This window comes from Methylocaldum sp., assembly GCF_039794385.1.
In the GTDB taxonomy this organism is placed as follows: domain Bacteria; phylum Pseudomonadota; class Gammaproteobacteria; order Methylococcales; family Methylococcaceae; genus Methylocaldum.
On record NZ_JBDIVO010000027.1, the window covers coordinates 1 to 23,140 of the forward strand.

Here is a 23,140-nt window from a genome sequence, read left to right on the forward strand (position 1 = left end):
CGTATGCCTTGAATTCGCCACCAAAGCGCTCCGCACCCACCTTGGTCAGAGCCGCCGTCAGGGTCGTCTTGCCATGGTCAACGTGACCAATCGTCCCGACGTTCACATGCGGCTTTGTGCGCGTAAACTTTTCTTTGGACATCCGCCAATACCCCTTAATCTGATAACCGATACATTCAAACTGGAGCCCATAACCGGACTTGAACCGGTGACCTCTTCCTTACCAAGGAAGTGCTCTACCGACTGAGCTATATGGGCAAGAAACCTGACGCCCTTTTTTGCTGGAGCGGGTGATGGGAATCGAACCCACGCCATCAGCTTGGAAGGCTGAGGTTCTACCATTGAACTACACCCGCGCGCAAAATCCTAAATCTAATGGTGGAGGGGGAAGGATTCGAACCTTCGAAGGCAGAGCCGTCAGATTTACAGTCTGATCCCTTTGACCGCTCGGGAACCCCTCCAAGGGTTAAGATGTGAATTATTCGGCATTCGATTGTCGGTGTCAATATTCAAGACGCGCCAATTCTTGAATCGTTATGCAGACAGCTTGTTACAGCGCCGAGGTCCCCCTGCAAGATCGCGGGAAACAGCTCGATCACTCGAGAAATTGCGCGATCTATTGATTCGCGCTCGTCACTACCCGGCTTGCCGAGCACATAAGGTACGACATCGTCGCGATTACCGGGGTGACCGATGCCAATGCGTATACGACAAAACCCAGCCGCCCCCAACTTGTCGATTAGATCCCTCAAACCGTTATGCCCCCCGTGCCCACCGCCGCATTTCAGTCGAGCGACACCAGGAGCAAAATCGAGCTCATCGTGAGCCACCAATATCTGCTCGACACCGATTTTATAATATCGAGCCAGTGCCGCGACCGATTGCCCACTCCGGTTCATGAACGTCATCGGCTTTAGGAGCAGAACGCTTTCGTTTTCGAGTTCCGGCGTCGCGACCAATCCCTCGAAACGCCGATCCTCCCTAAACGGAACGCCATACGAAGATGCGAGCTCATCCACAAACCAAAACCCGGCGTTATGCCGGGTTTTTTCATATTTGGTCGTCGGATTCCCTAAACCGACAACCAGCCGGAATCGAATAGACAAAAGCCCCTCCCGGCCATTTTGTCAGCAATGAACCAGCCTATTCAGCCGGACTCTCCGACGATTCAGCAACCTTCCCGGACTGAATCGCCGCGACCGGCAAATCGTGCTCCGGTCCATGAGCGAGAGCGAGAATTTCAACTCCTTCAGGCACCTTCAAATCCGAGAGATGGACCGACTGCCCCACATCAACATGCGCCAGATCAACCTCTATGTATTCGGGTAGCTGGTCCGGTGTACAAGCGACCTCCACGTCGACCAAGTTGTGGGTTACTACCCCGCCTTTTTTCACGCCAACCGAGATATCCTGATTGACGAAATGCAAAGGCACATGAACGCGAATCTTCTCTCCCCGGCTTACACGCTGAAAATCCATATGCATGATAATCGGCTTACTCGGATGCCTCTGCAAACCCTTCAGGATCGCCCGCTCCTCTCGTCCACTGACCTTAACAGTCAGAACATGGGAATAAACGGCCTCGCTCTCCAGACTCTTCACGACCTTATTGTGCTCCAGCACCAAGCCAATCGGGTCGGCGTTACCGCCGTACAAAACCGCCGGAACCTTGCCAGCCCGACGCAGCCGCCGCGCATCACCTTTACCGGTATTCGTTCTCAATTCAGCATCAAAGACAAAACTGCCTACCATCTTTCTCTCCAAAATACTCTTAGCAGTGAGTTAAAAAATTGGATCAATCTACATAAAGCGAACTGACCGACTCGCCGACCGCGATACGGCGTATCGTCTCCGCCAACATCTCAGCGACGCTCAACTGCCGGATCTTTTTACATTGCTGAGCATCCCGACGCAGCGGAATCGTATCCGTCACAACCAACTCATCGAGCACCGAATCTTCGATATTTTCTATCGCCCGCCCGGACAACACAGGGTGAGTACAATACGCCACTACTCGCCGCGCACCATGGTCCTTTAATGCGCCGGCCGCCCGGCACAAGGTTCCGGCCGTGTCCACCAGGTCATCGACCATGATACAGGTGCGCCCTTCGACATCGCCGATGATATTCATCACTTTAGCCTCATTCGGCCTCGGACGACGCTTGTCGATGATCGCCAAATCGGCATCGTCGAGACGTTTGGCCAATGCCCGCGCCCTTACCACCCCACCCACATCGGGGGAAACAACAATCAGATTCTGATATTTCTGCCGCCAAACATCGCCCAATAAAATTGGCGACGCGTAGACGTTATCCACAGGAACATCAAAAAAACCTTGAATCTGATCGGCATGGAGATCCACGGTCAACACCCGATCCGCTCCGGCCGCACAAATCATCTTGGCAACCAGCTTTGCCGTGATAGGAACGCGGGCCGACCTGATCCGTCGGTCTTGGCGCGCATAGCCGTAGTAAGGAATCACTGCCGTAATCACGGACGCCGACGACCGACGAAAAGCGTCGATCATGACTAGCAATTCCATGATATTTTCATTGATTGGCGCGCAGGTGGGCTGAATCAGAAAAACCTCTCGCCCACGGACATTTTCCTCGATCTCGACTGCTATTTCGCCGTCAATGAATCTTCCAATGGTTGCCATCCCCAAGCGCATGTTCAGCTTGCGCACAATGCCTTCGGCCAAGGCAGGATTGGCATTCCCGGAAAACACCATAAACGAGGCGTCTGTCATTCAAGACACTCCAAAGTCGAGACGTCGAGTCGGAATTACTATGGCTGGGGCGCCAGGATTCGAACCTGGGAATGCCGGGATCAAAACCCGGTGCCTTACCGCTTGGCTACGCCCCAATAATGTTGTTGACGGCCCTATTCAGACCAGCTTCAGCGCCTGATGGAGAGCCGACCGATTCCGTCCTCGCGCGACAAACACCGACCAGTCGCTCTCTAATGTCATGGCCGCCGCCCGCGCATCAGCTTCATCAGAAAATGCGGCAAACACGCAGGCCCCGGTACCGGTAAGTCTGGCGGGCGCAAAACGCCCCAAACTGCTCAAGGCAACTCCAACTTCCGGGTAGAATTCCGAAACCACAGGCAAACAATGGTTTTCCTGCTGCCCCGCAAGAAAGTCCACTATTTTGATCGGTTTGTTATTTCGTGTCAAACCGGGCGCCGAAAAAATTTGCGCGGTCGCCACATGGCAGCTAGGCACCACGACGACATACCAAGGCTCCGGCAGCTCCAATGGAGTCAACACCTCCCCAACCCCCTCGGCCCAGGTCGAACAACCATTGACAAAAACCGGAACGTCAGCGCCCAACTGCAGACCCAACACCATCAGATCCTGCAAAGACAAGCCTGTCCGCCATAAGGCATTCAACCCAAGCAGCGCTGTTGCGGCATCCGAGCTTCCGCCCCCAAGCCCACCTCCCATGGGCAGATTTTTCTCAATTTCAATCTCGACTCCGTATTCAACATCGGTTACGCGACGCAGGAGTTGCGCAGCCCTTACCGTGAGATCCTGCTCTTCCGGCACACCGGGGAGCGGGCTCAACAGCCGAATGCGGCCATCGGAGCGACGGCGCAGCGTAATCCAGTCGCAACGATCGATGAATTGAAATACGGTTTGGAGCAAGTGGTAACCATCGTCTCGCCGGCCCACTATTCTCAGCATTAGATTAAGCTTGGCCGGTGCTGGCAGACGAAGCACTTCCGCGTCCATCATGCACTACCCCTTAACACGCCAGCTATCCGCTATTAGTTTGAGCCTAACATCTGGCCCTTGAATCGCGATCTTCTGCGGCATAACCCGGCCCCCCACATTCATATAATTTTGGAACTGGAGCGTCCAACCCGATTGCCTAAACCCCAGCAAGGAACCGGACTCCCCATAAACAGGGGTATGCGTTTCGTTCGGATCGGGCAACCCCACAATCCAGTACCGCAAGCTCGACAATGGCACGGCAAACCCCAGCCGGTCCTTTAACATGGCATCGGGATCGCGGGACAACTCCGTAACCCCATCGCCTTCGTTAACGTAAATCAGGTCTTTTTGCAGAATGATAGAAACCATGCCCTGGCTAAAAGGCCCCGACACTCGCAAGCGATCCTGCTCCGCATCGTGCTCCCAGAACAGATTAGCCTGCCAGGCATCGTTCGCGGTTTGCACGCCAATCCGCCCCTCCAGCTGCCAGACTTTTAAGTCATAATTTTTCTCTTCGGCCTTTGGGGCTAGAGCAGGACGAGGCGGCTCCTTTTTGAAAACAGCGCAACCGGTCAGCGACGCGACCAACACAAAAACAAGGAATCTAAACAAAATTAGGCCTTTCTAACACCCGCTATTTGAAGGCTTCCCGATACTTGATCTTAATTTTTTTCATGTCCTCATGGCCTGGATCCTTCTTGAGCGCCTCTTTCCATATCTTTTTGGCTTCTTGATGTCGACCGGACTCCCACAACACCTCCCCCAAATGTGCCGCTATCTCAGGATCACTGACCGACTCATAAGCGCGCCGCAGATAATCGAGTGCCGAATCGTAGTTTCCCAAACGGTATTGCAGCCAACCGTAACTATCCAGGATAGCCGGATCGTCTGGCTTCAGCTCTATTGCCCGATCGAGATACCGCTTGGCTTCATCCAATCGGTCGCCGCGATCGGCCAGGGTGTAACCCAAGGCATTAAGCGCGTTGGCATCGTCTGGATTCTTTTCCAATACTGCACGCAGGTCCGCCTCTAACACCTCGACACGGTCTAGCTGTTCGGCAACCAAAGCGCGGGAATAAAGCAACTCCATCTGGCCCGGCATTTCTTCCAACGCCTCCGTCAGCAAATCAAACGCCGCCTCATAGTCCTTAGTTTTGGACAAGAGCTCTGCCTCCAGCAGGTAGAGCCGCAACGCCTCATTCGGAAATTCTTTGCGCACGTCAACTAAACGCTGCCGAGCGTCGGCCATACGGCCGAGATTAATCAACGCGGTAATTGAATTAACCTTAGCGTCGAATTCCAATGGCCCGGACCCAACTTTGTCGAACCGCTCCAGCGCATTTTGCAGGCGATTCTGGCGCGCTTCGATCAACCCCAAATAGAAATAGGCCTGTCCCCGCCACTTGGGTACGGTCGTTAGATCGGAAAACTCTTTCCTCGCCTTCTCGTCTTGCCCCGCCTCCATCAACAATGTCGCAAGGCCGAAACGCGCATCATGGTTATCCGGATCCTTCTCCAAAATACGAGTCAGCTCTTTCTCCGCCCCTCGAAAATCTCCAGCTTTCGCCAAAAATTGGGAATAGATCAGGCGCAAACGGACATTATTGGGATCGCTCCTCAGCGCCTTCTGAACCGTAGCCCTCGCCGCCTCGGAGTCACCCATCTGAGACATGACTTGGGCCTGCAATAGGCGAGCCCTATTCCAATCAGGGTGCAGAGCCAGCGCTTTTTCTGCTTCCTGCAGGGCTAACTGATACTCACCCCGGCTGCTGGCCAAAAGCGCATACGCGAAGTGAATCTCGGCCATACTCGGAAATTCCGTGACCAAGCGCTGCATTACTTTCGCCCCATCTTCCTTCGGAACCTCCGAATCCAGCCACTTGACCAATTCGATCAATGCATTTTCCAGGTCTACGTCGGGCAGGGTCAGTAGCGCCCTCAATTGATCCAGAGCCTTATCAGTTTGCCCGGCTTTCAGAAGCAACAAAGCCGCAACACGACGCGCCGAGGCATTTCCCGGATCTCGTTCGCTCCACAATGTAGCCGCTGTTAGAGCTTTTTCTGTATTCTTAAGATAGAGCCCGATTTGTGTTGCTCGCTCTGCAACCTGAGCATCTTGGGTAAGCTTGGCTGCTTCCAAATAATTGTTCAGAGCAATCTCGTACTGCCCGCGCTGGCCGGCCAATTCTGCCGACAATAACAAGTAGACGACTTCCGAATGCTGATTAAGCTCTTGGACATCTGCTTGACGGACCCCTTCCAAGGACTCGTCAGTATGAGGCCGCGATGGATTAATACCCGCGCATCCCGATAGCCCAATAGCACCGACACACGCCAAACAGACCAATCGTTTCAACACTGACGAAATTCCTAAGCCGAAGTTAATAAAAGAACCTTGGATAGTATTGACAACGCTTTTCTCCCTTCATCCGAAGCAGCATCGCGAAAATGTCCCGAGCTTTCGATTAAAGCGGGGTAGACTGACTTATAAGCCGGCGAGATTGTACGCTGTCCGTAACATGCAACAATAGACCCGAACCAACGGTATTTGGCTGCATTTGAGGTTTTTCTTAGAATTATATTTGGAAAGTCTCAGAAATTTGAGCTCATGAGCATTTTAACCTTAGGGTTGAATCACAACACAGCACCGATTTTGATCAGAGAACGCCTGGTCTTTCCGGCCGAACGAATCAAATGTGCCTTGCAGGATCTGATTCAATTACCCCAAATTGGCGAAGCCGCGATTCTATCCACGTGCAACCGAACGGAATTGTACTGTGGCGTCGAAACCGATGATCAAAACATTCTGATCGACTGGATCGCTCAAGAGCAGAGTCTTCAACGGGAAGATTTTCAACCGTATCTCTATGTCCACACCGACGGTGAGACGATCCGTCACATGTTTCGCGTCGCCTGCGGGTTGGATTCGATGATACTGGGAGAGCCGCAGATTCTCGGACAGATGAAATCGGCCTACCAAGCCGCAGCCGAAGCCGGAACTCTCGGCAAAACCTTGAGCAAACTGTTTCAGCACACCTTCACCGCCGCCAAGAAGGTACGAACCGACACCGCGATAGGTTCCAGCCCGGTTTCGGTTGCCTTTGCCGCGGTGCGCCTAGCACAACGAATTTTCGACGATCTTTCCGAACAGGCTGCCATACTGATCGGCGCCGGAGAAACGATCGAACTGACAGCCCGCCATCTGGCCGAAAGCAAAATCGGCCATCTGATAATCGCCAACCGCACCTACGACAAAGCACACACTTTGGCCACCCAGTTCAACGGGTTTGCCATCTCATTGGCCGAATTGCCGAAGCATTTGGCCAAGGCCGACATCGTCGTTTCATCCACCGCCAGCCAATTGCCGATTTTGGGTAAAGGCGGCGTCGAGAGCGCCCTCAAAGCCCGCAAGCATAAGCCGATGTTCATGGTGGATTTGGCCGTGCCTCGCGACATCGAACCGGAAGTCGCCCAACTGAGGGACGTTTATCTCTATACCGTCGACGACCTGCGGAACACCATCGAAGAAAACCTGAAATCGCGCCAGGAAGCAGCCAAGAAGGCCGAAGAAATTATCGACACCGAAGTGGAGCATTTTTTGGGCTGGTTGCGCGCTCAGGGTGCGACCTCCACCATCCGCGACTTCCGCAGCCACGCCGAAACGATCCGAGCCGAAGCCTTACATCGAGCAAAACAGGCATTACGATGCGGTAAATCTCCCGAAGAGGCGCTGGATCTTTTGGCGAATCTGCTCACCAATAAATTGATTCACATACCCAGCGTCCAAATCAAGCAAGCGGGCATCCATGAACGGCACGATCTGATTGCCGCCGCCCGAGAACTTTTTCAACTCAAAAACAGCTCTTCTTAATACGTGAAACCATCCATTCGCCAAAAACTCGATCATCTTGCCCAGCGATTCGAAGAAATTACCGCCCTCCTTGCCGAACCGTCGATTCAGAACGATCAAGACCGCTTCCGTGCCCTGAGCCGCGAGTACGCTCAACTCAATCCGTTGGTCGGCTGTTTCAACAAGTATCTCGGTGCAATCGAAGATCTTTCCTACGCGCAGAGTCTGCTCGACGACAGAGACCCGCAGGTGCGTAGCCTCGCCAAGGAAGAACTGGCCGATGCCGAGGGCAGAAAGGAAGCCTTGGAAAAGGAGCTGCAAATCCTTTTGCTGCCCAGGGATCCAAACGACGAACGCAATATCTTTCTGGAAATCCGGGCCGGCACCGGTGGTGCCGAGGCCGCACTGTTCTCCGGCGATTTATACCGCATGTACAGCCGCTATGCCGAGCAAAAGGGATGGAAGGCGGAGGTGATCAGCGAAAGCGAGGGCGAACACGGCGGCTACAAAGAAATCATCGTCCGCATCAGCGGTCAGGACGTTTATTCACGCCTCAAATTCGAGGCCGGCACCCATCGTGTACAACGCGTGCCGGAAACAGAAGCCCAGGGCCGTATTCACACTTCGGCCTGCACGGTCGCGGTACTGGCCGAGGCCGACGAAATCGACGTCGACATCAGCCCGGCCGATCTTAGAGTCGATACCTACCGCGCATCGGGCGCCGGCGGCCAGCACGTCAACCGGACCGATTCGGCGGTGCGCATTACCCATATACCCACCGGGATTGTCGTGGAATGCCAGGACGAGCGCTCTCAACACAAGAACCGCGCTCGCGCCATGTCTTTGCTGAAATCGCGCATCCTCTCCGCCGAACAGGAAAAACAGAGCGCCGAAATCGCCGCCTCACGTAAACTGCAAGTCGGCAGCGGCGACCGTTCGGAACGCATACGTACGTACAACTTTCCCCAGGGCCGACTCACCGACCATCGCATCAACCTGACTCTTTATCGGCTCGAAGCCATCATGGAGGGCGATCTCGACCCGGTAATCGATCCCTTGATCAATGAGCACCAAGCCGAATTGCTGGCGCAACTGGCCCAGGACTAATGCGATGAGTACTCCTCTTGCCTCACCGAGATCCAGCGGCATCACCATAGCGGCCGCGCTTCAGACCGCCAGAAGTCGCCTCGAAGGTTTGAGCGAAACGGCGCGGCTCGATGCGGAAATTTTGTTAGCCCGCGCATTAAACCGAGATCGATCGTATCTTCGCGCATGGCCGGAGCGAAAGCTTTCGCCCGATGTAGAAGACCGTTTTCACCATCTGATCGAGCGACGACAGTCCGGAACTCCGGTCGCGTACCTATTCGGCGAAAAGGAGTTCTGGTCTCGTACGTTTAGGGTTAGCCCCGACGTGCTCATCCCACGCCCCGAAACCGAGTTGCTGGTCGAATTGGCGCTGGCGGCCACTCCGGCATCCCAGACGGCCGATATTCTGGATCTGGGGACCGGCAGCGGCGCCATTGCCGTGACTCTCGCCGCAGAGCGCCCGGCAGCCCGCGTCACCGCAACGGATCTTAGCCCCGGCGCTTTGAACCTCGCGCAGGAAAATGCGGTTCTGCACGGCGTCCGCAACGTTCGCTTTCGACTGGGCGATTGGTTCGATGCGGTAGCAAGCGACGAGCAGTTCGATTTGATTGTCAGCAATCCGCCTTATGTCGCAGACGATGATCCGCATTTAAACCGAGGCGATGTGCGCTTCGAACCGAGTTTGGCACTAACAGGCGGACTACACGGACTGGATGCTTTCCGGATCATTGCTCGGGAAGCCTGCGATTACTTAAAACCGCATGGACAACTCATACTGGAACACGGTTTCGATCAGGCGGATTCTCTGGCTGACCTTCTGAACGAATTCGGTTACGCCGAAATCAGCCGCCATTCCGACCTTCAAGGTCACTTCCGCGTCACAACCGCACGGTGGGAACCGAGCAGCCGATCCTTTTCGGAACAAAAGCATGCACGATAAAGAAATTCATATCCCCCGCCCCTTAGTCAACCAACTGTTGCACTATGCCCAAACATCGCCGGAAGTTGAAGTCTGTGGTCTGATCGGAGCGAAAGACGGCACCCCAAGCCACTGTTATCCGGTCAAGAATGCGTCGACTACGCCCGACTGCCGGTTCCAGATGGAACCTCAGGACCAAATCGATGCCATGCGTAAAATGCGGGAGCGAGGAGAGGAACTGTTCGCGATCTTTCATTCGCATCCGGCCGCCCCAGCCGAGCCTTCCGCCATCGATCTCGAACAAGCGGCCTATCCCGATGCGGTATATATCATTATCTCCCTGAACACAAAGGGAGTTCTTGAAATGCGAGGTTTCCGGATCAATCAAGCGCGCCAAATCGAAGAAATCGCGTTGCTCCTGTAACGCTCACGGCGCAAAGTCGGCTAACGGGGCAGGCCTAGAGTTTCTTGCGATTTCGGAAAATCAGACCCCACGCTCATGACGAAACTCGTCACCTCCGAGATATCGAGAGCGGATTTGACTACCTTCGACTCGTGCACGATGACGGTGAACCCATTGGTCGGATTCGGCGAAGTGGGCACGTATAGAACATATCTGTCGCCCTCTCGGTTCGTGACGTAAGCCGGCAGCCACATCCCTTCCCTAGGATATTCCACATAAACGATTTCCCGCTTTTGCTCATCGGGCCTGCTGCGAAACATATCGACAATCTTTTTGGTCACCCGGTAAACCGTGTTTAGGAACGGAACTCGCTCTATCGCGAGATCGACTAGGGAAAGAACCAGGGAATGGCGCCGTTTGTTGACGGTGTGCCCGATGTAAGTCAGCAGGCCGAAAACGCCGGCGAACGCGAGAAAAGTTATGCCGTAATTGCCGACCGCCTCTTGCACGCCGAATACCGTACTCAGAATCAAATGGGCGAGAAATATGACGATCTGCGCCACTACGATGATTGGCAGTACCGCCAGAGTACCGATCAAGAAATTGTTCAAGACGATCTTGGCGAGGTGCTTGGCCTCAGCGAAATTACTCGGCGCCATGAGTTTTCTCCCTGAATGTCTAATTTGCCTTGTTAGACAATACGCCGCGCAACAATGATCACCAGGCCTCCTCATGCCTGAAGCGGCGGCTCCTTCACTGACTTGGCCCGACTTCGGTCCGGCTGTCGAACCACCCGCGCCGAATCATCCACTTCGCTGCTTCCAACACCGGGAGTATCGTGGCCGACGCGCCCAGCACTACCGCCCACTCGATTCGCGACAGGCCGAAAGTGCCGAATGCCTCCTGAAAGAACGGCACATAGATGATAGCGAGGAGCAACATCGCCTCCCAAGCGATCGCCAGATTCAGCCATTTGTTCGCGAACGGCCGACGAAACACGGAAAAACGGTCGGATCGAAAATTGTAGGCCTTGAAGAACTCGATCGAGACCAGCGTCGCGAAAGTCACCGTCATCGCCTTGGAAAGCTCGTTGCCGTTGTGTAACGCCCAGACAAAGACACTGAGATTGACCAGAGTCGACCAAATACCGCCGACCAGCATCAGCGAAACGACGGGAAAACTGAAAATCCCCTGCTTCGGGTCGCGCGGCTTCTGTTGCATCAAGGCTTTGTCCATCGGATCGACCGCCAACGCCAGAGCGGGAAGTCCATCGGTAGCCAAATTCACGTAAAGAATTTGCACCGCGCTTAAAGGCAGCGGCAACCCTGCCAGCGTAGCGCCCGCCATCAGGCCGATTTCACCGATGTTGGAAGACAACAGATACATCAGGTATTTCTTGATGTTGCTGAAAATCCCCCGCCCTTCCTCTACGGCGGCGACGATGGAGGCGAAATTGTCGTCGGTGAGCATCATTGCAGCGGCCTCCTTGGATACATCGGTGCCGGTGATGCCCATAGCCACTCCGATGTCGGCCTGTTTGAGAGCCGGAGCGTCGTTCACGCCGTCTCCGGTCATGGCGACGATGCGGCCTTGTTCTTGCAGAGTCCGGACGATGCGAATCTTATGCTCGGGAGCGACACGGGCGAAGACCTCGATTCGCCTGACCGCCTGCGCGAATTCTTCATCGCTCATCGCGTCCAGTTCGACGCCCGTAATCACTCGTCCGTGGTTCAAAATGCCCAGCTCGCGGGCAACCGCTCGGGCGGTGGCAGGATGGTCCCCCGTAATCATGATGACCTTAATGCCGGCCTTTTCGCAGGTGGCGATGGCGGACTTGGACTCGGAGCGAGGCGGGTCGATCATCCCGACCAGCCCCAGGAAACACATGTCTTTTTCAGCCGTTTCCAGAGACGTGTCTTCCTTTTGCGCCACTGCCAGAACACGAAGCGCCTCGCCGGCCAAGCGCTCGGCTTCGGCCTGTATCACGCCGCGGGCCGCATCGTCCAAAGGAGCCTCCCCCTCTGCGCTCAGCCAGCGATCGCTGGCGCTAAGAATGACCTCCAAGGCACCTTTGGAATAAGCTATCCGCCCGCCCTCGGCATTCTCATGGAGCGTCGTCATCCGCTTGGATTCCGAGGTAAAAGGAATCTCGCCCACGCGCGGAAACCGGCGGTCCAATTCGGAGGGTTTTAACCCGGCCTTGGCGGCAGCGACCACCAACGCGCCTTCCGTGGGATCGCCTTTAACCTGCCAGCGGCCCTCTTCAGTTCGATGCACGCCCGCATCGCTCGCCAGTGCCGCCGCTTGAAGCAGATTCAACACTGGAGGGGTAGGAGCGACTTCCCGAGCCTTGTGGAGAAACCGGCCCACCGGTTCGTAACCGGCACCGGTAACGCTGAACAAGTCTCCGCCGGTCCAAATCTTGCGGACGGTCATCTCGTCCTTGGTCAAGGTCCCGGTCTTGTCCGAACAAATAACGGACGTGCTGCCCAGGGTCTCGACGGCCGGCAGACGCCGGATGAGCGCGTGACGCCGGACCATCCGGCGAGCGCCGATGGCCAGAGAAATCGTCACCACGGCAGGCAGGGCTTCGGGCACCACGGCAACGGCCAGGGCAATGCCGAAGATCAGCATGTGCTCGAAGGATTCGCCGCGCCAAATACCGAGAGAAACGATAACAGCGACGATGAAAATGGCGGCGACGGCGAGCACGTTCCCGACTTTGTCCAGGCTCTTCTGCAGCGGCGTCTCGCGCTGTTCAGCCCCGCGCAAGAGCCCCACGATACGCCCGAATTCGGTTTCCATCCCGGTCGCGACGACAATGCCCTGGCCCCGCCCATAGGTCACGGCAGTGCCGGCAAACCCCATATTTTGGCGATCACCGATGGCTAGCCCAGGATCGTTCAGCGGCGCGGTACGCTTTTCCACCGGCGCCGATTCACCTGTTAGGGGCGCCTCGTCGATTTGAAGGTTTACGGCTTCGATCAGACGCAGATCGGCGGGAATGCGGTTGCCGGTCAGCAAACGGACAACGTCTCCGGGAACCAGATAGCGTGCGGGTATCTCCACGAACTTGCCGTCGCGCATCACGCTAGCCATCGGTGCCGCCATCTGCTGCAGGGCTTCCATCGCGCGTTCGGCGCGGTACTCCTGGAAAAATCCGAGCAATACGGCGAATAAAACGATCACCGCGATGACGATGGATTCGACGGTATGCCCCAAATAAGCCGAAAAGCCGATGGCGACCAGCAGAATAACGACCAGAACGCTTTTGAACTGCGACAGAAAAAGTCTGAACGCCGGGGCCCCCTTGCCCTGCTCGATCTCATTGAATCCATGCTTGGCGAGACGGTGATCCGCCTCCTCTTCGGTCAATCCGCTTGGACCGGATCTAACGGCCTCATAAATCTGTTCAACCGTCCTGGCATGCCAGGACGGTTGCTGCTCCGTTACATCGGCCAGATCGGGTTTTATCAGCTCGATCCGATTCAGACTATTCCACACGAACCGCCAATGGAAACCGATGCCGGCCAACACAGCAACATGGAACAACTCGTGGGGGCCTAACACCCCGCCGACGATAACCGGCCATCGCAAAAAGTCGAGAAGCGCTCCCGAGGTGTAAGCCAATGCGCTGAACAGCAGCGTTTTGACGAATGAAAAACCGTAACGGCGCCAAACAGCTATCCCGGACGCCAGCCCCAGCCAGCCTAACCCTAAATACAGCGTCAAACCGAGCGCTTCCGGGATGTCCTGGAAAAAGATGACCTTGAGGGTCAACCCCGTAATCGCCAATCCCCAAATCAAAAGCAAAAAGCCCCAGCGCCAAAGACCGGAGAAAAGAATGCAGTGGACAGGGGTGAAACTCCCGGCGATCAACAAAAAGATCGCGGCATGATCCAGCCGCTGCAATACCGCACGTCCTGCCCCGCCGACGGACAGCAGATGGAACACGCCGCTCATGGAGAGGAGAAAAATGCAGGTAAAAACGAACACCCCGACAGCCACTATGTGGCCGACGTTGCCCCTGGCCCGGCGAATCAAGAAAAACCCCAGAACGGCAAACACGCCTGCGGCCAGCAAATGCATGAGAGAGCTTACGGGATCGGCAAAACCAGGAATCGAATAAGTCTCCATAGCGGGATAGGGCGTCAAAACGGCCAATTGAAAGGGGCAGGGATCTTGCGCCGGCGATGGAGTGCGGCCAAGAAACGGGGCTTGGGCCGGCAAACGCGCGAACGGTCCCACCGCGCCGAAACATCTCGCTTCGGGCGGCACTTAGATTCGGGAAGTGATCGATGGGACCTTAAGGGCTTGCTGATCGCCGCGGTATGACGCAAGGCTACTGCAATTTTTTCTTTAGCAAATCGTTCAACTGCTGCGGATTGGCCTTGCCTTGGGTCGCCTTCATAGCCTGGCCGACGAAAAATCCGAACAGCTTGTCTTTACCGGCCTTGTACTGTGCCAACTGCTCCGGATTCGCCGCAATGATTTCATCGATGATTTTCTCGATCGCTCCGGTATCGGTGATTTGTTTCAGCCCCTGTTTTTCGATAATGGCGTCGGCGGTCTCGCCGGATTCCCAAAGCGCTTCGAAGACCTGCTTAGCCAGTTTTCCTGAGATCGTACTATCGGCGATGCGCCTGATGAGACCCGCGAGGCGAGGCGCTTCGATCGGACATTTCTCGATCTCTAGACCGGCCTTGTTGAGTGCACCGGACAAGTCGCCCATGACCCAGTTGGCACATAACTTGGGATCGCTGCCCGCCGACTCCCTGACCACGGCTTCGTAATAATCGGCAAGCTCCCGCGTGGCCGTCAGCACGGTCGCGTCGTAATCGTTCAGACCGTACTGGGACTTGAAACGGTCGCGCTTTTCGTCCGGCAACTCGGGCAACCCCTTGCGCACGTCTTCGACAAAATTGCTCGATATTTCCAAAGGCAGCAGATCGGGATCGGGAAAATAGCGGTAGTCGTTCGCTTCTTCCTTGCTGCGCATGGAGCGGGTTTCGTCCTTGTTGGCATCGTACAAACGGGTTTCCTGTACGACTTGTCCGCCGTTTTCGAGAATTTCGATCTGCCGCTCGATTTCGTAGTTGATGGCACGCTCCACGAAGCGGAACGAGTTCAGGTTCTTGATTTCGGCACGGGTACCGAATTTTTCCTGACCTTTAGGGCGAACCGACACGTTGGCGTCGCAACGGAACGATCCCTCCTGCATGTTGCCGTCGCAGATCTCCAAATATCGAACTAGGGCATGCAGCTTTTTCATGTAAACCACCGCCTCCTTCGCCGAGCGAAGATCCGGCTCGGACACGATTTCCAGCAGCGGCGTGCCGGCCCGGTTCAAGTCGATTCCGGTAAAGCCGTGAAAATCTTCATGCAAGGACTTGCCGGCGTCTTCTTCCAAATGGGCGCGCGTGATCCCAATGATTTTCTCGATGCCGTCCACGGAAATGTTCAAATGCCCCTGGCTTACGACCGGAAGATCGTATTGGCTGATTTGATAGCCCTTCGGCAAGTCGGGGTAGAAGTAGTTCTTGCGCGCGAATACCGAAAAAGGAGCCACGCGGGCGCCGATGGCGAGACCGAATTTGACCGCCATGCGCACCGCCTCGCCGTTCAAAACGGGCAATACGCCGGGCAAACCCAAATCCACCGTACAGGCCTGGGTGTTGGGCTCGGCGCCATAGGCCGTAGCCGCACCCGAAAAAATCTTGGATTTAGTAGCGAGCTGGGCGTGAATTTCCAACCCGATGACCGTTTCCCATTCCATACAAACCTCTTAAACGAAATCTTTCGGAGCCCGCCGGTGCCAATCGGTCGCTCGCTGATACCGATGCGCGACATTGAGCAAACGCTCCTCGGAAAAGTAATTGCCGATGATCTGCATGCCGACCGGCAAATTCTTGGAAAATCCGACCGGAACCGACATGCCGGGGAGACCGGCCAAATTTACGGCGATCGTATAGATGTCCGACAGGTACATCGCGATAGGGTCGGCGGTCTTCTCGCCGAAGCGGAATGCAGCGGACGGCGAGGTAGGCCCCATGATCACGTCGACATCCTCAAAGGCCCGTTTGAAATCGTCGCTGATCAAGCGTCGGACTTTTTGGGCTTTAAGGTAATAGGCATCGTAGTAACCCGCGGACAGCGCATAAGTGCCGATGAGAATGCGCCGCTTCACTTCCGCACCGAAACCTTCACCGCGAGAGCGCATGTACAGATCGTGCAAGTCTTTCGGATCCTTACAGCGATACCCGAAACGGACGCCGTCATAGCGGGCCAGGTTGGACGAACATTCGGCGGGTGCCACAACGTAATAAGCCGGTACCGACAACTTCATGTTGGGCAACGAAATCTCTTTCACGGTCGCGCCCAGCTTCCGATATTCGTCAATAGCGTCGTCAATCAGGCGCGCGATGTCCGAATCCAAGGCCTCATCGAAAAACTCTTTGGGCAGGCCGATCCTGAGCCCTTCCAAGCTGTTGTTGAGAGAGGCGGAATAATTCGGCACCGGCCTATCTACGCTAGTCGAGTCCTTTTCGTCGAACCCGGCCATGACTTGGAGCATGAGCGCGCAGTCTTCCGCGGTTCGGGCCATGGGACCACCTTGGTCGAGGCTGGACGCGAATGCGATCATTCCCCAGCGGGAAACCAAACCATAGGTGGGTTTCAAGCCAGTGATGCCGCAAAAAGACGCAGGCTGGCGAATCGATCCGCCAGTATCGGTACCGGTGGCCCCCGGAGTCAGACGGGCCGCCACCGATGCCGCCGAGCCGCCGGACGAACCGCCCGGAACCGCATCGGTGTCCCACGGATTTTTTACCGGTCCGAAATAGCTCGTTTCGTTGGATGACCCCATGGCAAACTCATCCATGTTGAGTTTGCCCAGCATGACCGTTCCGGCCTGCTTGAATCGCTCAACGACCGTGGCATCGTACGGGGCGATAAAATTATCGAGCATCTTCGAACCGCAACTCGTCTTCACGCCTTTGGTGCAGAAGATATCTTTCTGAGCGATGGGGACGCCGGTCAAGACACCGGCAGAACCCTGTGATATCGCCGCATCCGCCGCTGCAGACTGCGCTAGCGCCTGCTCTTCAGTGACGGTCACAAAGCAATTGAGTTGCGGATCGTAGAGCCGGATGCGTGCCAGAAAAGTCTGTGTCAATTCGATGCTGCTGAATTCTTTTTTTCTGAGTCCGTCAGCTAATTCGGCAATGGTTTTGTCGTGCATGAGATAGTTCCGAAATCCAGAATACGCGCGAAACGGCGGTAGCCCTCCGGCTTCGGCCGTTCCTATCGATCACTCGATAACCTTGGGCACCAGATAAAGCCCCGCTTCCACCAAGGGTGCATGGGCCTGGAATAACTCCCGCTGGTCGGTCTCGCTCACCGTATCCGGCCTCAAGCGCTGAGCCTGATCCAAAGGGTGAGCCATCGGAGTGACCTCCGAGGTATCCACGGTGCTCATTTCCTCGACAAAATCCAATATGCCTGTAAGATCTCGAGCATAAGCGGCCGCTTTTTCCGCATCAATGGCAAGCCGGGCAAGCCAAGCAATTTTGTAAACTTGGTCAATATTTAAGGACATATTTGCATCCGATGTTTCTTTCAGTCATATAATACCTGATATATGGCTTTTGTCGCTCCGGGCTATCCGTTGTAAAATCACGGCATTCACAAGGACTATATGCCTATGTTCTTCAGACACCTCCGAGGATTTTTCTCGAACGACTTGTCCATCGACCTTGGCACCGCAAACACCTTGATCTACATCCGTGGCCAAGGCATCGTGGTGAACGAGCCGTCAGTGGTGGCTATCCGCGAGGATCGCACCCGCGGACAGAAATCCATCGCGGCAGTCGGTTCGGCTGCAAAGTCGATGTTGGGGCGAACCCCCGGCAACATCACTGCCATCCGGCCTCTCAAGGACGGAGTGATCGCCGACTTCACCGTCACGGAGAAGATGCTCCAGTACTTCATCCACAAGGTACACAGGAACAAGCTTTTTCGGCCTAGCCCCAGGGTTTTGATCTGCGTACCGTGCGGTTCTACCCAAGTAGAACGACGGGCGATCAAGGAATCGGCGGCCGGAGCTGGGGCACGGGAGGTCTATCTCATCGAAGAGCCCATGGCGGCAGCCATCGGTGCCGGACTGCCGGTGCATGAAGCGCGCGGATCGATGGTCCTGGACATTGGCGGCGGAACATCCGAAGTAGCGGTAATCTCGCTGAACGGTATCGTCTACTCCGCCTCGGTGCGTATCGGTGGCGACCGCATGGACGAAGCCATTATGAATTACGTACGCCGGAACTATGGGACACTGATCGGAGAGTCCACCGCCGAACGGATCAAGTACGAAATCGGTACTGCCTATCCGGGTAGCGAGATCAAGGAAATTGAAGTCAAGGGACGCAACCTGGCGGAAGGCGTCCCGCGCAGCTTTGTCTTGAACAGCAACGAAATCCTCGAAGCGCTTCAGGAACCTTTACAGGGGATTATCGGAGCGGTAAAAGTGGCGCTGGAACAGACACCGCCCGAACTGGGTGCTGATGTCGCGGATCGGGGCATCGTTTTGACCGGCGGGGGCGCGTTGCTTAAGGACATGGACCGCCTGATCGCCGAAGAAACCGGACTTCCCGTTTTTATCGCGGAAGATCCGATGACCTGCGTTGCTCGCGGAGGTGGGCGAGTACTGGAACTGCTGGACGAAATTGGCGCGGCAGCATTCTCACTTGAATGAAGTCGGCCGGCTGCCGGCTCGCGTCGTTTTAAGAGGATTGGGATATCAAACGGCTGTTCACGCGAGGCTATTCACTCAATATCCGTCTATTGCTGTGTTTGGCGGCTGCCTTGGTCTTGCTCGCCGCCGAGCAACACGGCGTCTTTCATGCCGCGCGAACGCCTTTCGCGTCCGCGACCTACCCTTTACAGCAAATCGTTAGCTCGCCCGTACGTTTTGGACAGCACATTATAGAATCCGTATCTACATACGCGGGGCTGGTGGCGGAAAACCAAAAATTAAGGGAGGAGCAGCTCGTCCTCAAGACGAAGCTGTTGAAATTCGCCGCCTTGGAGCAGGAGAATATCCGGCTTCGCGGGCTTTTGGACACCTCTTATAAAGTTGGCGAGCAGGTATCGATAGCCGAGCTACTGTCCGTCAACCTCGTCCCCTACGAGCATATCGTCGTGGTAAACAAAGGTGCCCGATTCGGCGTTCATGCCGGCCAACCTGTGTTCGACGCGAACGGAGTCGTGGGGCAGGTGCTGCGAGTTGGGCCCTACAGCGCCGAAGTGATGCTGATTACTGACCCGAATCATGCCATTCCGGTACAGGTAAATCGGAACGGCCTTCGTACTCTTGCTTTGGGCACCGGACAAACCGATCGCCTGGCACTACCCTATCTTTCCAGCAATGCCGATATTCAGGTAGGCGACCTCCTCGTAACCTCGGGACTCGGAGGCGTTTTTCCCCATGGTTATCCCGTGGCGACGGTAACAGACGTCGCACCGCAAAAAACATCCTTTGCAAAAATCTCTGCCGCGCCGGTAGCCCAGCTCGACCGAAACCGCGAGCTGTTGTTGGTCTGGAGCGACTCGCGATCCATCCCGCGCATCCCTGCCGGTCAAGAGCAGCATTCAAACACTTTACCCCCTAATGGCGACCGTTAAATCGTCCTCGGCCGGACTGATGGTGGTACCGCTAAGCCTGGTATTTGCCATGACTTTGCGCATTCTGCCTTTACCTCACGAGCTATTCGTACTCAACCCTGATTGGACCGCTTTGTTCCTGATTTACTGGACGATTGCGATACCGGACCGTGTAGGGGTAGGCACGGCCTGGCTCACCGGACTTTTCGTCGACACCCTAACCGGCCGCATGTTAGGTCAGCATGCCCTGGCTTACTCCGTCATTGCCTATGTCAGTCTGCGATTGTATCGCCGACTGCGCCTTTACCCGCTCCCCCAGCAATCCCTCTGGATACTCCTGCTCCTGCTGATCAGCCAATTTCTGATCCTCTGGACGCAAAACATCAAAAACATGAGTGTCCTAAATTGGACATATTGGCTACCATCATTCACCGGCGCACTCGCCTGGCCGGCGGTTTTGATGACGCTACGGCGAATCAGGCGCCATTTCAGCATCTTCTAACGTTCGGCTATGCGGTAAGTGATCGCTATGAGCCGCCCCTTCGACCTCAAAGGCAAGTTTTACGAGAACCGACTGTTTCTCAACCGCATCGCCGCCAGCGTGCTATTCATGCTGCTGGCTACCGCGGGACTTGTAATTCGCCTGATTTATCTCCAGGTGATGGGGCACGAGCACTACACGACCTTATCGCGAGACAATCAGGTCAAGATATCTCCATTAGCGCCGTCCCGCGGCTTGATTCTCGACCGTAATGGCGAAGTTCTGGCAGACAATACGGCCACTTATAGTTTGGAAATCATTCCCGAGCAGGTTCCGGATCTGAACGCCACCTTAGCCGAACTCAAGAACCTGCTCAATCTGAGCGACGAAGATATAAGCCGATTCAAAGCTCAAAAAAGCCAACGAAAAAGTTTCGAAAGCGTACCCTTGCGCCTGGAATTGACAGAGGAAGAAATTGCCCGCTTCGCTGTCAAGATGCCTTATTTCCCCGGCGTCGAAATCCGAACTCGGTTCATGCGCAGTTACCCTTACGGCCATTTGACATCCCATGTCGTAGGCTACGTAGCTCGCATTAACGAAGCTGAGCTCCGATCACTGGATCCGGCACAATACCGCGGAACCTACCATATCGGAAAGAGCGGCATCGAAAAGGCCTACGAATCCGTTTTGCATGGCAAGACTGGCTACGAGGAATACGAGACCAACGTCCAGGGCCGCGCTATCCAGGTGCTGAACACCACTGATCCCGTAGCGGGAGCCGATCTTTATCTTTCGCTGGACATCCGATTGCAGAAAACCGCGTTCGATGCGCTCGGCGAGTATGACGGATCGGTAGTCGCCCTAGATCCTGCTACCGGCAGAGTATTGGTATTAGTTAGTAAACCAGGCTTCGATCCTAATCCGTTTATCCACGGCATCCGCAAAGAAGACTACGATATCCTTCAGAATGCACCGGAGCGGCCGCTATACGACCGGGCACTGCGGGGCGCGTATCCCCCGGGCTCGACGATTAAGCCGTTCGTGAGCTTGGCGGGTTTAAAAATCCTGGACATAAGTCCGGCAAGACGAGTGCTTTGCCCCGGTTATTACCGCCTTCCCAACGCGGACCACAAGTACCGGGACTGGCGCAAGCAAGGACACGGCTCAGTGGATCTCAAATCGGCCATCACCCAATCCTGCGACGTTTTCTTCTACGACCTCGCCCACCATATCGGCATCGACCAGCTACATGATTTCATGCAGCTATTCGGCTTCGGGGAGCGAACCGGAATCGATCTCGTCGGCGAAAAATCAGGCCTCTTTCCTTCGAAGGAATGGAAGAAAAAAAAGCGCAAGCAAGTATGGTATCCCGGCGAGACGGTCATCGCGGGCATTGGACAGGGCTATGTCCAAGTTACGCCTGTCCAACTAGCCAGAGCCACGGCGGTACTCGCCAGTCGAGGGCGAAACGTGGAACCTCGGGTCGTGGACACCATGAAAGCTCCGTACGAGATCCAAAACCCCTACCCTAAGAGCGGTGACGAATTTGTCGCCGATCTCAGACCCGAGCACTGGCGTACGGTGATTGATGCTATGGTCGATGTGGTCCATAGTCAACGGGGTACAGCCAAAGGAATAGCCCACGGGCTTTCATATACCGTCGCCGGCAAAACCGGGACCGCACAGGTGTTCACCGTGAGGCAAGACCAAGAATACAAGAACTTGAAGATTACCAAGGCTATGCGCGATCACGCCTGGTTCATAGCCTTCGCGCCGGCGGAAGCGCCTCGCATCGCGATCGCCGTACTTGCCGAAAACGGTGGGCATGGCGGGTCCGTCGCTGCCCCGATCGCCCGCGCCATCATGGATCAGTATCTACTGGAAAACCCATGAACATAGACCCCGTTCTCGCTCAACTCCGGATCACGCCGCCTCAGCACGTTTCGCCGCTGCAAAAGTTCCATATCGACGTGCCGCTGTTGGCCGGACTGGGAGGATTGTGCACTCTCGCCTTCATCATCCTTTATAGCTCCGGCGGCCAAGATATAAACGTACTCTTACGTCAGTCGGCGCGCCTCGGGCTGGCGATGGCCATCATGATCGCCATCGCGCAAATTCACCCGCGTCACTTCAAGTTTTATAGTCCGGTTCTTTATCTGCTCGGAGCACTGCTTCTGACAGCCGTTCTGGTGATGGGCAAGATAAGCATGGGCGCCCAACGCTGGCTAGACCTCGGAATCATTCGCTTTCAACCATCCGAACTGACCAAGTTGTCCACCCCCATGATGATCGCCTGGTATTTGTCCGGAAATACATCTCCGCTACGATTGAAGCAATTGGTTCTTGCCGGTGTATTGGTTCTGATTCCCACGGCGCTGATCGCCAAGCAGCCGGACCTCGGCACGGCTGTATTGGTAGCCAGCGCCGGCTCGGCCGTGGTGTTCCTCGCGGGAATCCCGTGGCGCTACATACTGGCCCTTGCAATTTTGGGTGGAAGCTTGCTACCTGTAGGCTGGCACTTTATGCACGGCTATCAGCGGGATCGGGTTTTGACATTCCTGAACCCGGAAGGGGACCCTTTAGGACGCGGTTATCACATTATTCAATCCAAAATCGCGATCGGTTCCGGCGGCATCTACGGCAAAGGATGGCTACACGGCACGCAGGCGCACCTGGAATTTCTGCCGGAGCGCTCCACCGATTTCATTTTTGCGGTGTTCGCCGAGGAGTTCGGATTGGTCGGCTGCTTGGGCCTTTTGGGGCTTTATTTGTTTGTTCTCGGGCGTTGTTTTTACATCGTGGTCCAGGCGCAGGACAACTATAGCCGACTCCTGGCCGGGGCGCTGACCGTGACTTTCTTTGTATATGTATTCGTCAACATCGGCATGGTGATCGGCATTCTCCCTGTGGTGGGAGTACCCCTGCCCTTGATCAGCTACGGCGGCACGTCAATGGTGACCCTGCTCGCCGGGTTCGGTATGCTAATGTCCGTCCAGACCCATCGTAAACTCCTGCCGAACGGATGA

Annotated in this window: 21 protein-coding genes and 4 tRNA genes; 9 read left to right on the plus strand and 16 right to left on the minus strand. The window is 55.6% G+C overall.

Features of this window, described 5'->3' with window-relative positions; translation table 11 throughout:
- The 11 genes from ABJK70_RS04340 to ABJK70_RS04390 form a co-directional block, all read right to left on the minus strand.
- Positions 1-142 (minus strand): GTP-binding protein (locus ABJK70_RS04340; RefSeq protein WP_347257345.1); only part of this gene is annotated, 142 nt, incomplete at its 3' end.
- 40 nt (positions 143-182) lie between these two features.
- A tRNA-Thr gene (locus tag ABJK70_RS04345) sits at positions 183-258 on the minus strand.
- 24 nt (positions 259-282) lie between these two features.
- A tRNA-Gly gene (locus tag ABJK70_RS04350) sits at positions 283-356 on the minus strand.
- Between the two features lie 20 nt (positions 357-376).
- Positions 377-461 (minus strand) — tRNA-Tyr (locus tag ABJK70_RS04355).
- A gap of 48 nt (positions 462-509) precedes the next feature.
- Positions 510-1,100: an aminoacyl-tRNA hydrolase gene (gene pth, locus ABJK70_RS04360; RefSeq protein ID WP_205780893.1), complete on the minus strand. Its 591-nt coding sequence runs from the start codon at positions 1,098-1,100 to the stop codon at positions 510-512.
- 43 nt (positions 1,101-1,143) lie between these two features.
- Positions 1,144-1,752 (minus strand): 50S ribosomal protein L25/general stress protein Ctc, encoded by a 609-nt coding sequence (locus ABJK70_RS04365; RefSeq protein ID WP_077732581.1) that lies wholly within the window; start codon positions 1,750-1,752, stop codon positions 1,144-1,146.
- Positions 1,753-1,795: 43 nt separating this feature from the next.
- Positions 1,796-2,749, minus strand: coding sequence for a ribose-phosphate diphosphokinase (locus ABJK70_RS04370; RefSeq protein WP_077732582.1), 954 nt, complete (start codon positions 2,747-2,749; stop codon positions 1,796-1,798).
- Positions 2,750-2,790: 41 nt separating this feature from the next.
- Positions 2,791-2,865, minus strand: a tRNA-Gln gene (locus ABJK70_RS04375).
- Positions 2,866-2,887: 22 nt separating this feature from the next.
- Positions 2,888-3,739, minus strand: a complete 852-nt coding sequence (gene ispE, locus ABJK70_RS04380; RefSeq protein ID WP_347257451.1) for a 4-(cytidine 5'-diphospho)-2-C-methyl-D-erythritol kinase — start codon at positions 3,737-3,739, stop codon at positions 2,888-2,890.
- 3 nt (positions 3,740-3,742) lie between these two features.
- A complete protein-coding gene (gene lolB, locus ABJK70_RS04385) occupies positions 3,743-4,330 on the minus strand; it encodes a lipoprotein insertase outer membrane protein LolB (RefSeq protein WP_168175540.1) in 588 nt (195 codons plus the stop codon).
- Positions 4,331-4,352: 22 nt separating this feature from the next.
- Positions 4,353-6,077: a tetratricopeptide repeat protein gene (locus ABJK70_RS04390; protein ID WP_240502656.1), complete on the minus strand. Its 1,725-nt coding sequence runs from the start codon at positions 6,075-6,077 to the stop codon at positions 4,353-4,355.
- Positions 6,078-6,326: 249 nt separating this feature from the next.
- Between ABJK70_RS04390 and hemA the strand changes: the two genes are divergently transcribed.
- Genes hemA through ABJK70_RS04410 form a run of 4 tightly spaced genes read left to right on the plus strand, consistent with a single transcriptional unit; the run spans position 6,327 to position 9,997 of the window.
- Positions 6,327-7,589 carry a glutamyl-tRNA reductase gene (hemA, locus tag ABJK70_RS04395; RefSeq protein ID WP_086133756.1) on the plus strand — a complete coding sequence of 421 codons (1,263 nt, stop codon included), beginning with the start codon at positions 6,327-6,329 and terminating at the stop codon, positions 7,587-7,589.
- A gap of 3 nt (positions 7,590-7,592) precedes the next feature.
- On the plus strand, positions 7,593-8,675 hold the full coding sequence (gene prfA, locus ABJK70_RS04400) for a peptide chain release factor 1 (RefSeq protein ID WP_347257452.1): 1,083 nt from the start codon (positions 7,593-7,595) through the stop codon (positions 8,673-8,675).
- Positions 8,676-8,679: 4 nt separating this feature from the next.
- On the plus strand, positions 8,680-9,594 hold the full coding sequence (gene prmC, locus ABJK70_RS04405) for a peptide chain release factor N(5)-glutamine methyltransferase (protein ID WP_347257453.1): 915 nt from the start codon (positions 8,680-8,682) through the stop codon (positions 9,592-9,594).
- Positions 9,584-9,997, plus strand: coding sequence for a M67 family metallopeptidase (locus ABJK70_RS04410; RefSeq protein ID WP_156881169.1), 414 nt, complete (start codon positions 9,584-9,586; stop codon positions 9,995-9,997). Before prmC ends, ABJK70_RS04410 begins: the two co-directional genes overlap by 11 nt.
- 20 nt (positions 9,998-10,017) lie before the next feature.
- On the opposite strand, the gene ABJK70_RS04415 is transcribed toward ABJK70_RS04410, so the two are convergent.
- The 5 genes from ABJK70_RS04415 to gatC form a co-directional block, all read right to left on the minus strand.
- Positions 10,018-10,635, minus strand: coding sequence for a DUF502 domain-containing protein (locus tag ABJK70_RS04415; RefSeq protein ID WP_086133758.1), 618 nt, complete (start codon positions 10,633-10,635; stop codon positions 10,018-10,020).
- Positions 10,636-10,729: 94 nt separating this feature from the next.
- Positions 10,730-14,254 carry a hemolysin III family protein gene (locus ABJK70_RS04420; RefSeq protein ID WP_156881168.1) on the minus strand — a complete coding sequence of 1,175 codons (3,525 nt, stop codon included), beginning with the start codon at positions 14,252-14,254 and terminating at the stop codon, positions 10,730-10,732.
- 64 nt (positions 14,255-14,318) lie between these two features.
- Positions 14,319-15,752 (minus strand): Asp-tRNA(Asn)/Glu-tRNA(Gln) amidotransferase subunit GatB, encoded by a 1,434-nt coding sequence (gene gatB, locus ABJK70_RS04425; RefSeq protein ID WP_077732590.1) that lies wholly within the window; start codon positions 15,750-15,752, stop codon positions 14,319-14,321.
- A 9-nt stretch (positions 15,753-15,761) separates the two neighbouring features.
- Positions 15,762-17,216, minus strand: a complete 1,455-nt coding sequence (gene gatA, locus ABJK70_RS04430) for an Asp-tRNA(Asn)/Glu-tRNA(Gln) amidotransferase subunit GatA (RefSeq protein WP_086133760.1) — start codon at positions 17,214-17,216, stop codon at positions 15,762-15,764.
- A gap of 69 nt (positions 17,217-17,285) precedes the next feature.
- Positions 17,286-17,573 carry an Asp-tRNA(Asn)/Glu-tRNA(Gln) amidotransferase subunit GatC gene (gene gatC, locus ABJK70_RS04435; protein ID WP_077732592.1) on the minus strand — a complete coding sequence of 96 codons (288 nt, stop codon included), beginning with the start codon at positions 17,571-17,573 and terminating at the stop codon, positions 17,286-17,288.
- A 105-nt stretch (positions 17,574-17,678) separates the two neighbouring features.
- Here gatC and ABJK70_RS04440 point away from each other — a divergent pair, with 105 nt between their 5' ends.
- The 5 genes from ABJK70_RS04440 to rodA are packed head-to-tail and all read left to right on the plus strand — an operon-like array spanning position 17,679 to position 23,140.
- Entirely contained in the window at positions 17,679-18,725 is a 1,047-nt protein-coding gene (locus ABJK70_RS04440) for a rod shape-determining protein (RefSeq protein WP_077732593.1), read from the plus strand.
- 53 nt (positions 18,726-18,778) lie between these two features.
- On the plus strand, positions 18,779-19,654 hold the full coding sequence (mreC, locus tag ABJK70_RS04445; protein WP_156881167.1) for a rod shape-determining protein MreC: 876 nt from the start codon (positions 18,779-18,781) through the stop codon (positions 19,652-19,654).
- Positions 19,655-19,673: 19 nt separating this feature from the next.
- Positions 19,674-20,135, plus strand: coding sequence for a rod shape-determining protein MreD (mreD, locus tag ABJK70_RS04450; protein WP_276205426.1), 462 nt, complete (start codon positions 19,674-19,676; stop codon positions 20,133-20,135).
- Positions 20,136-20,162: 27 nt separating this feature from the next.
- Positions 20,163-22,007 carry a penicillin-binding protein 2 gene (gene mrdA / locus ABJK70_RS04455; protein WP_077732596.1) on the plus strand — a complete coding sequence of 615 codons (1,845 nt, stop codon included), beginning with the start codon at positions 20,163-20,165 and terminating at the stop codon, positions 22,005-22,007.
- Entirely contained in the window at positions 22,004-23,140 is a 1,137-nt protein-coding gene (gene rodA / locus ABJK70_RS04460; RefSeq protein WP_077732597.1) for a rod shape-determining protein RodA, read from the plus strand. The genes mrdA and rodA overlap by 4 nt, the downstream gene beginning before the upstream one ends.

Bases quoted from the DNA above. Each gene is read 5' to 3' on its own strand.
- ABJK70_RS04365 (WP_077732581.1), bottom strand. From the start codon at position 1,752: ATGGTAGGCAGTTTTGTCTTTGATGCTGAATTGAGAACGAATACCGGT.
- ABJK70_RS04370 (WP_077732582.1), bottom strand. From the start codon at position 2,749: ATGACAGACGCCTCGTTTATGGTGTTTTCCGGGAATGCCAATCCTGCC.
- ispE (WP_347257451.1), bottom strand. From the start codon at position 3,739: ATGATGGACGCGGAAGTGCTTCGTCTGCCAGCACCGGCCAAGCTTAAT.
- hemA (WP_086133756.1), top strand. From the start codon at position 6,327: ATGAGCATTTTAACCTTAGGGTTGAATCACAACACAGCACCGATTTTG.
- prmC (WP_347257453.1), top strand. From the start codon at position 8,680: ATGAGTACTCCTCTTGCCTCACCGAGATCCAGCGGCATCACCATAGCG.
- ABJK70_RS04410 (WP_156881169.1), top strand. From the start codon at position 9,584: ATGCACGATAAAGAAATTCATATCCCCCGCCCCTTAGTCAACCAACTG.
- ABJK70_RS04415 (WP_086133758.1), bottom strand. From the start codon at position 10,635: ATGGCGCCGAGTAATTTCGCTGAGGCCAAGCACCTCGCCAAGATCGTC.
- gatB (WP_077732590.1), bottom strand. From the start codon at position 15,752: ATGGAATGGGAAACGGTCATCGGGTTGGAAATTCACGCCCAGCTCGCT.
- gatA (WP_086133760.1), bottom strand. From the start codon at position 17,216: ATGCACGACAAAACCATTGCCGAATTAGCTGACGGACTCAGAAAAAAA.
- gatC (WP_077732592.1), bottom strand. From the start codon at position 17,573: ATGTCCTTAAATATTGACCAAGTTTACAAAATTGCTTGGCTTGCCCGG.
- ABJK70_RS04440 (WP_077732593.1), top strand. From the start codon at position 17,679: ATGTTCTTCAGACACCTCCGAGGATTTTTCTCGAACGACTTGTCCATC.
- mreD (WP_276205426.1), top strand. From the start codon at position 19,674: ATGGTGGTACCGCTAAGCCTGGTATTTGCCATGACTTTGCGCATTCTG.
- mrdA (WP_077732596.1), top strand. From the start codon at position 20,163: ATGAGCCGCCCCTTCGACCTCAAAGGCAAGTTTTACGAGAACCGACTG.
- rodA (WP_077732597.1), top strand. From the start codon at position 22,004: ATGAACATAGACCCCGTTCTCGCTCAACTCCGGATCACGCCGCCTCAG.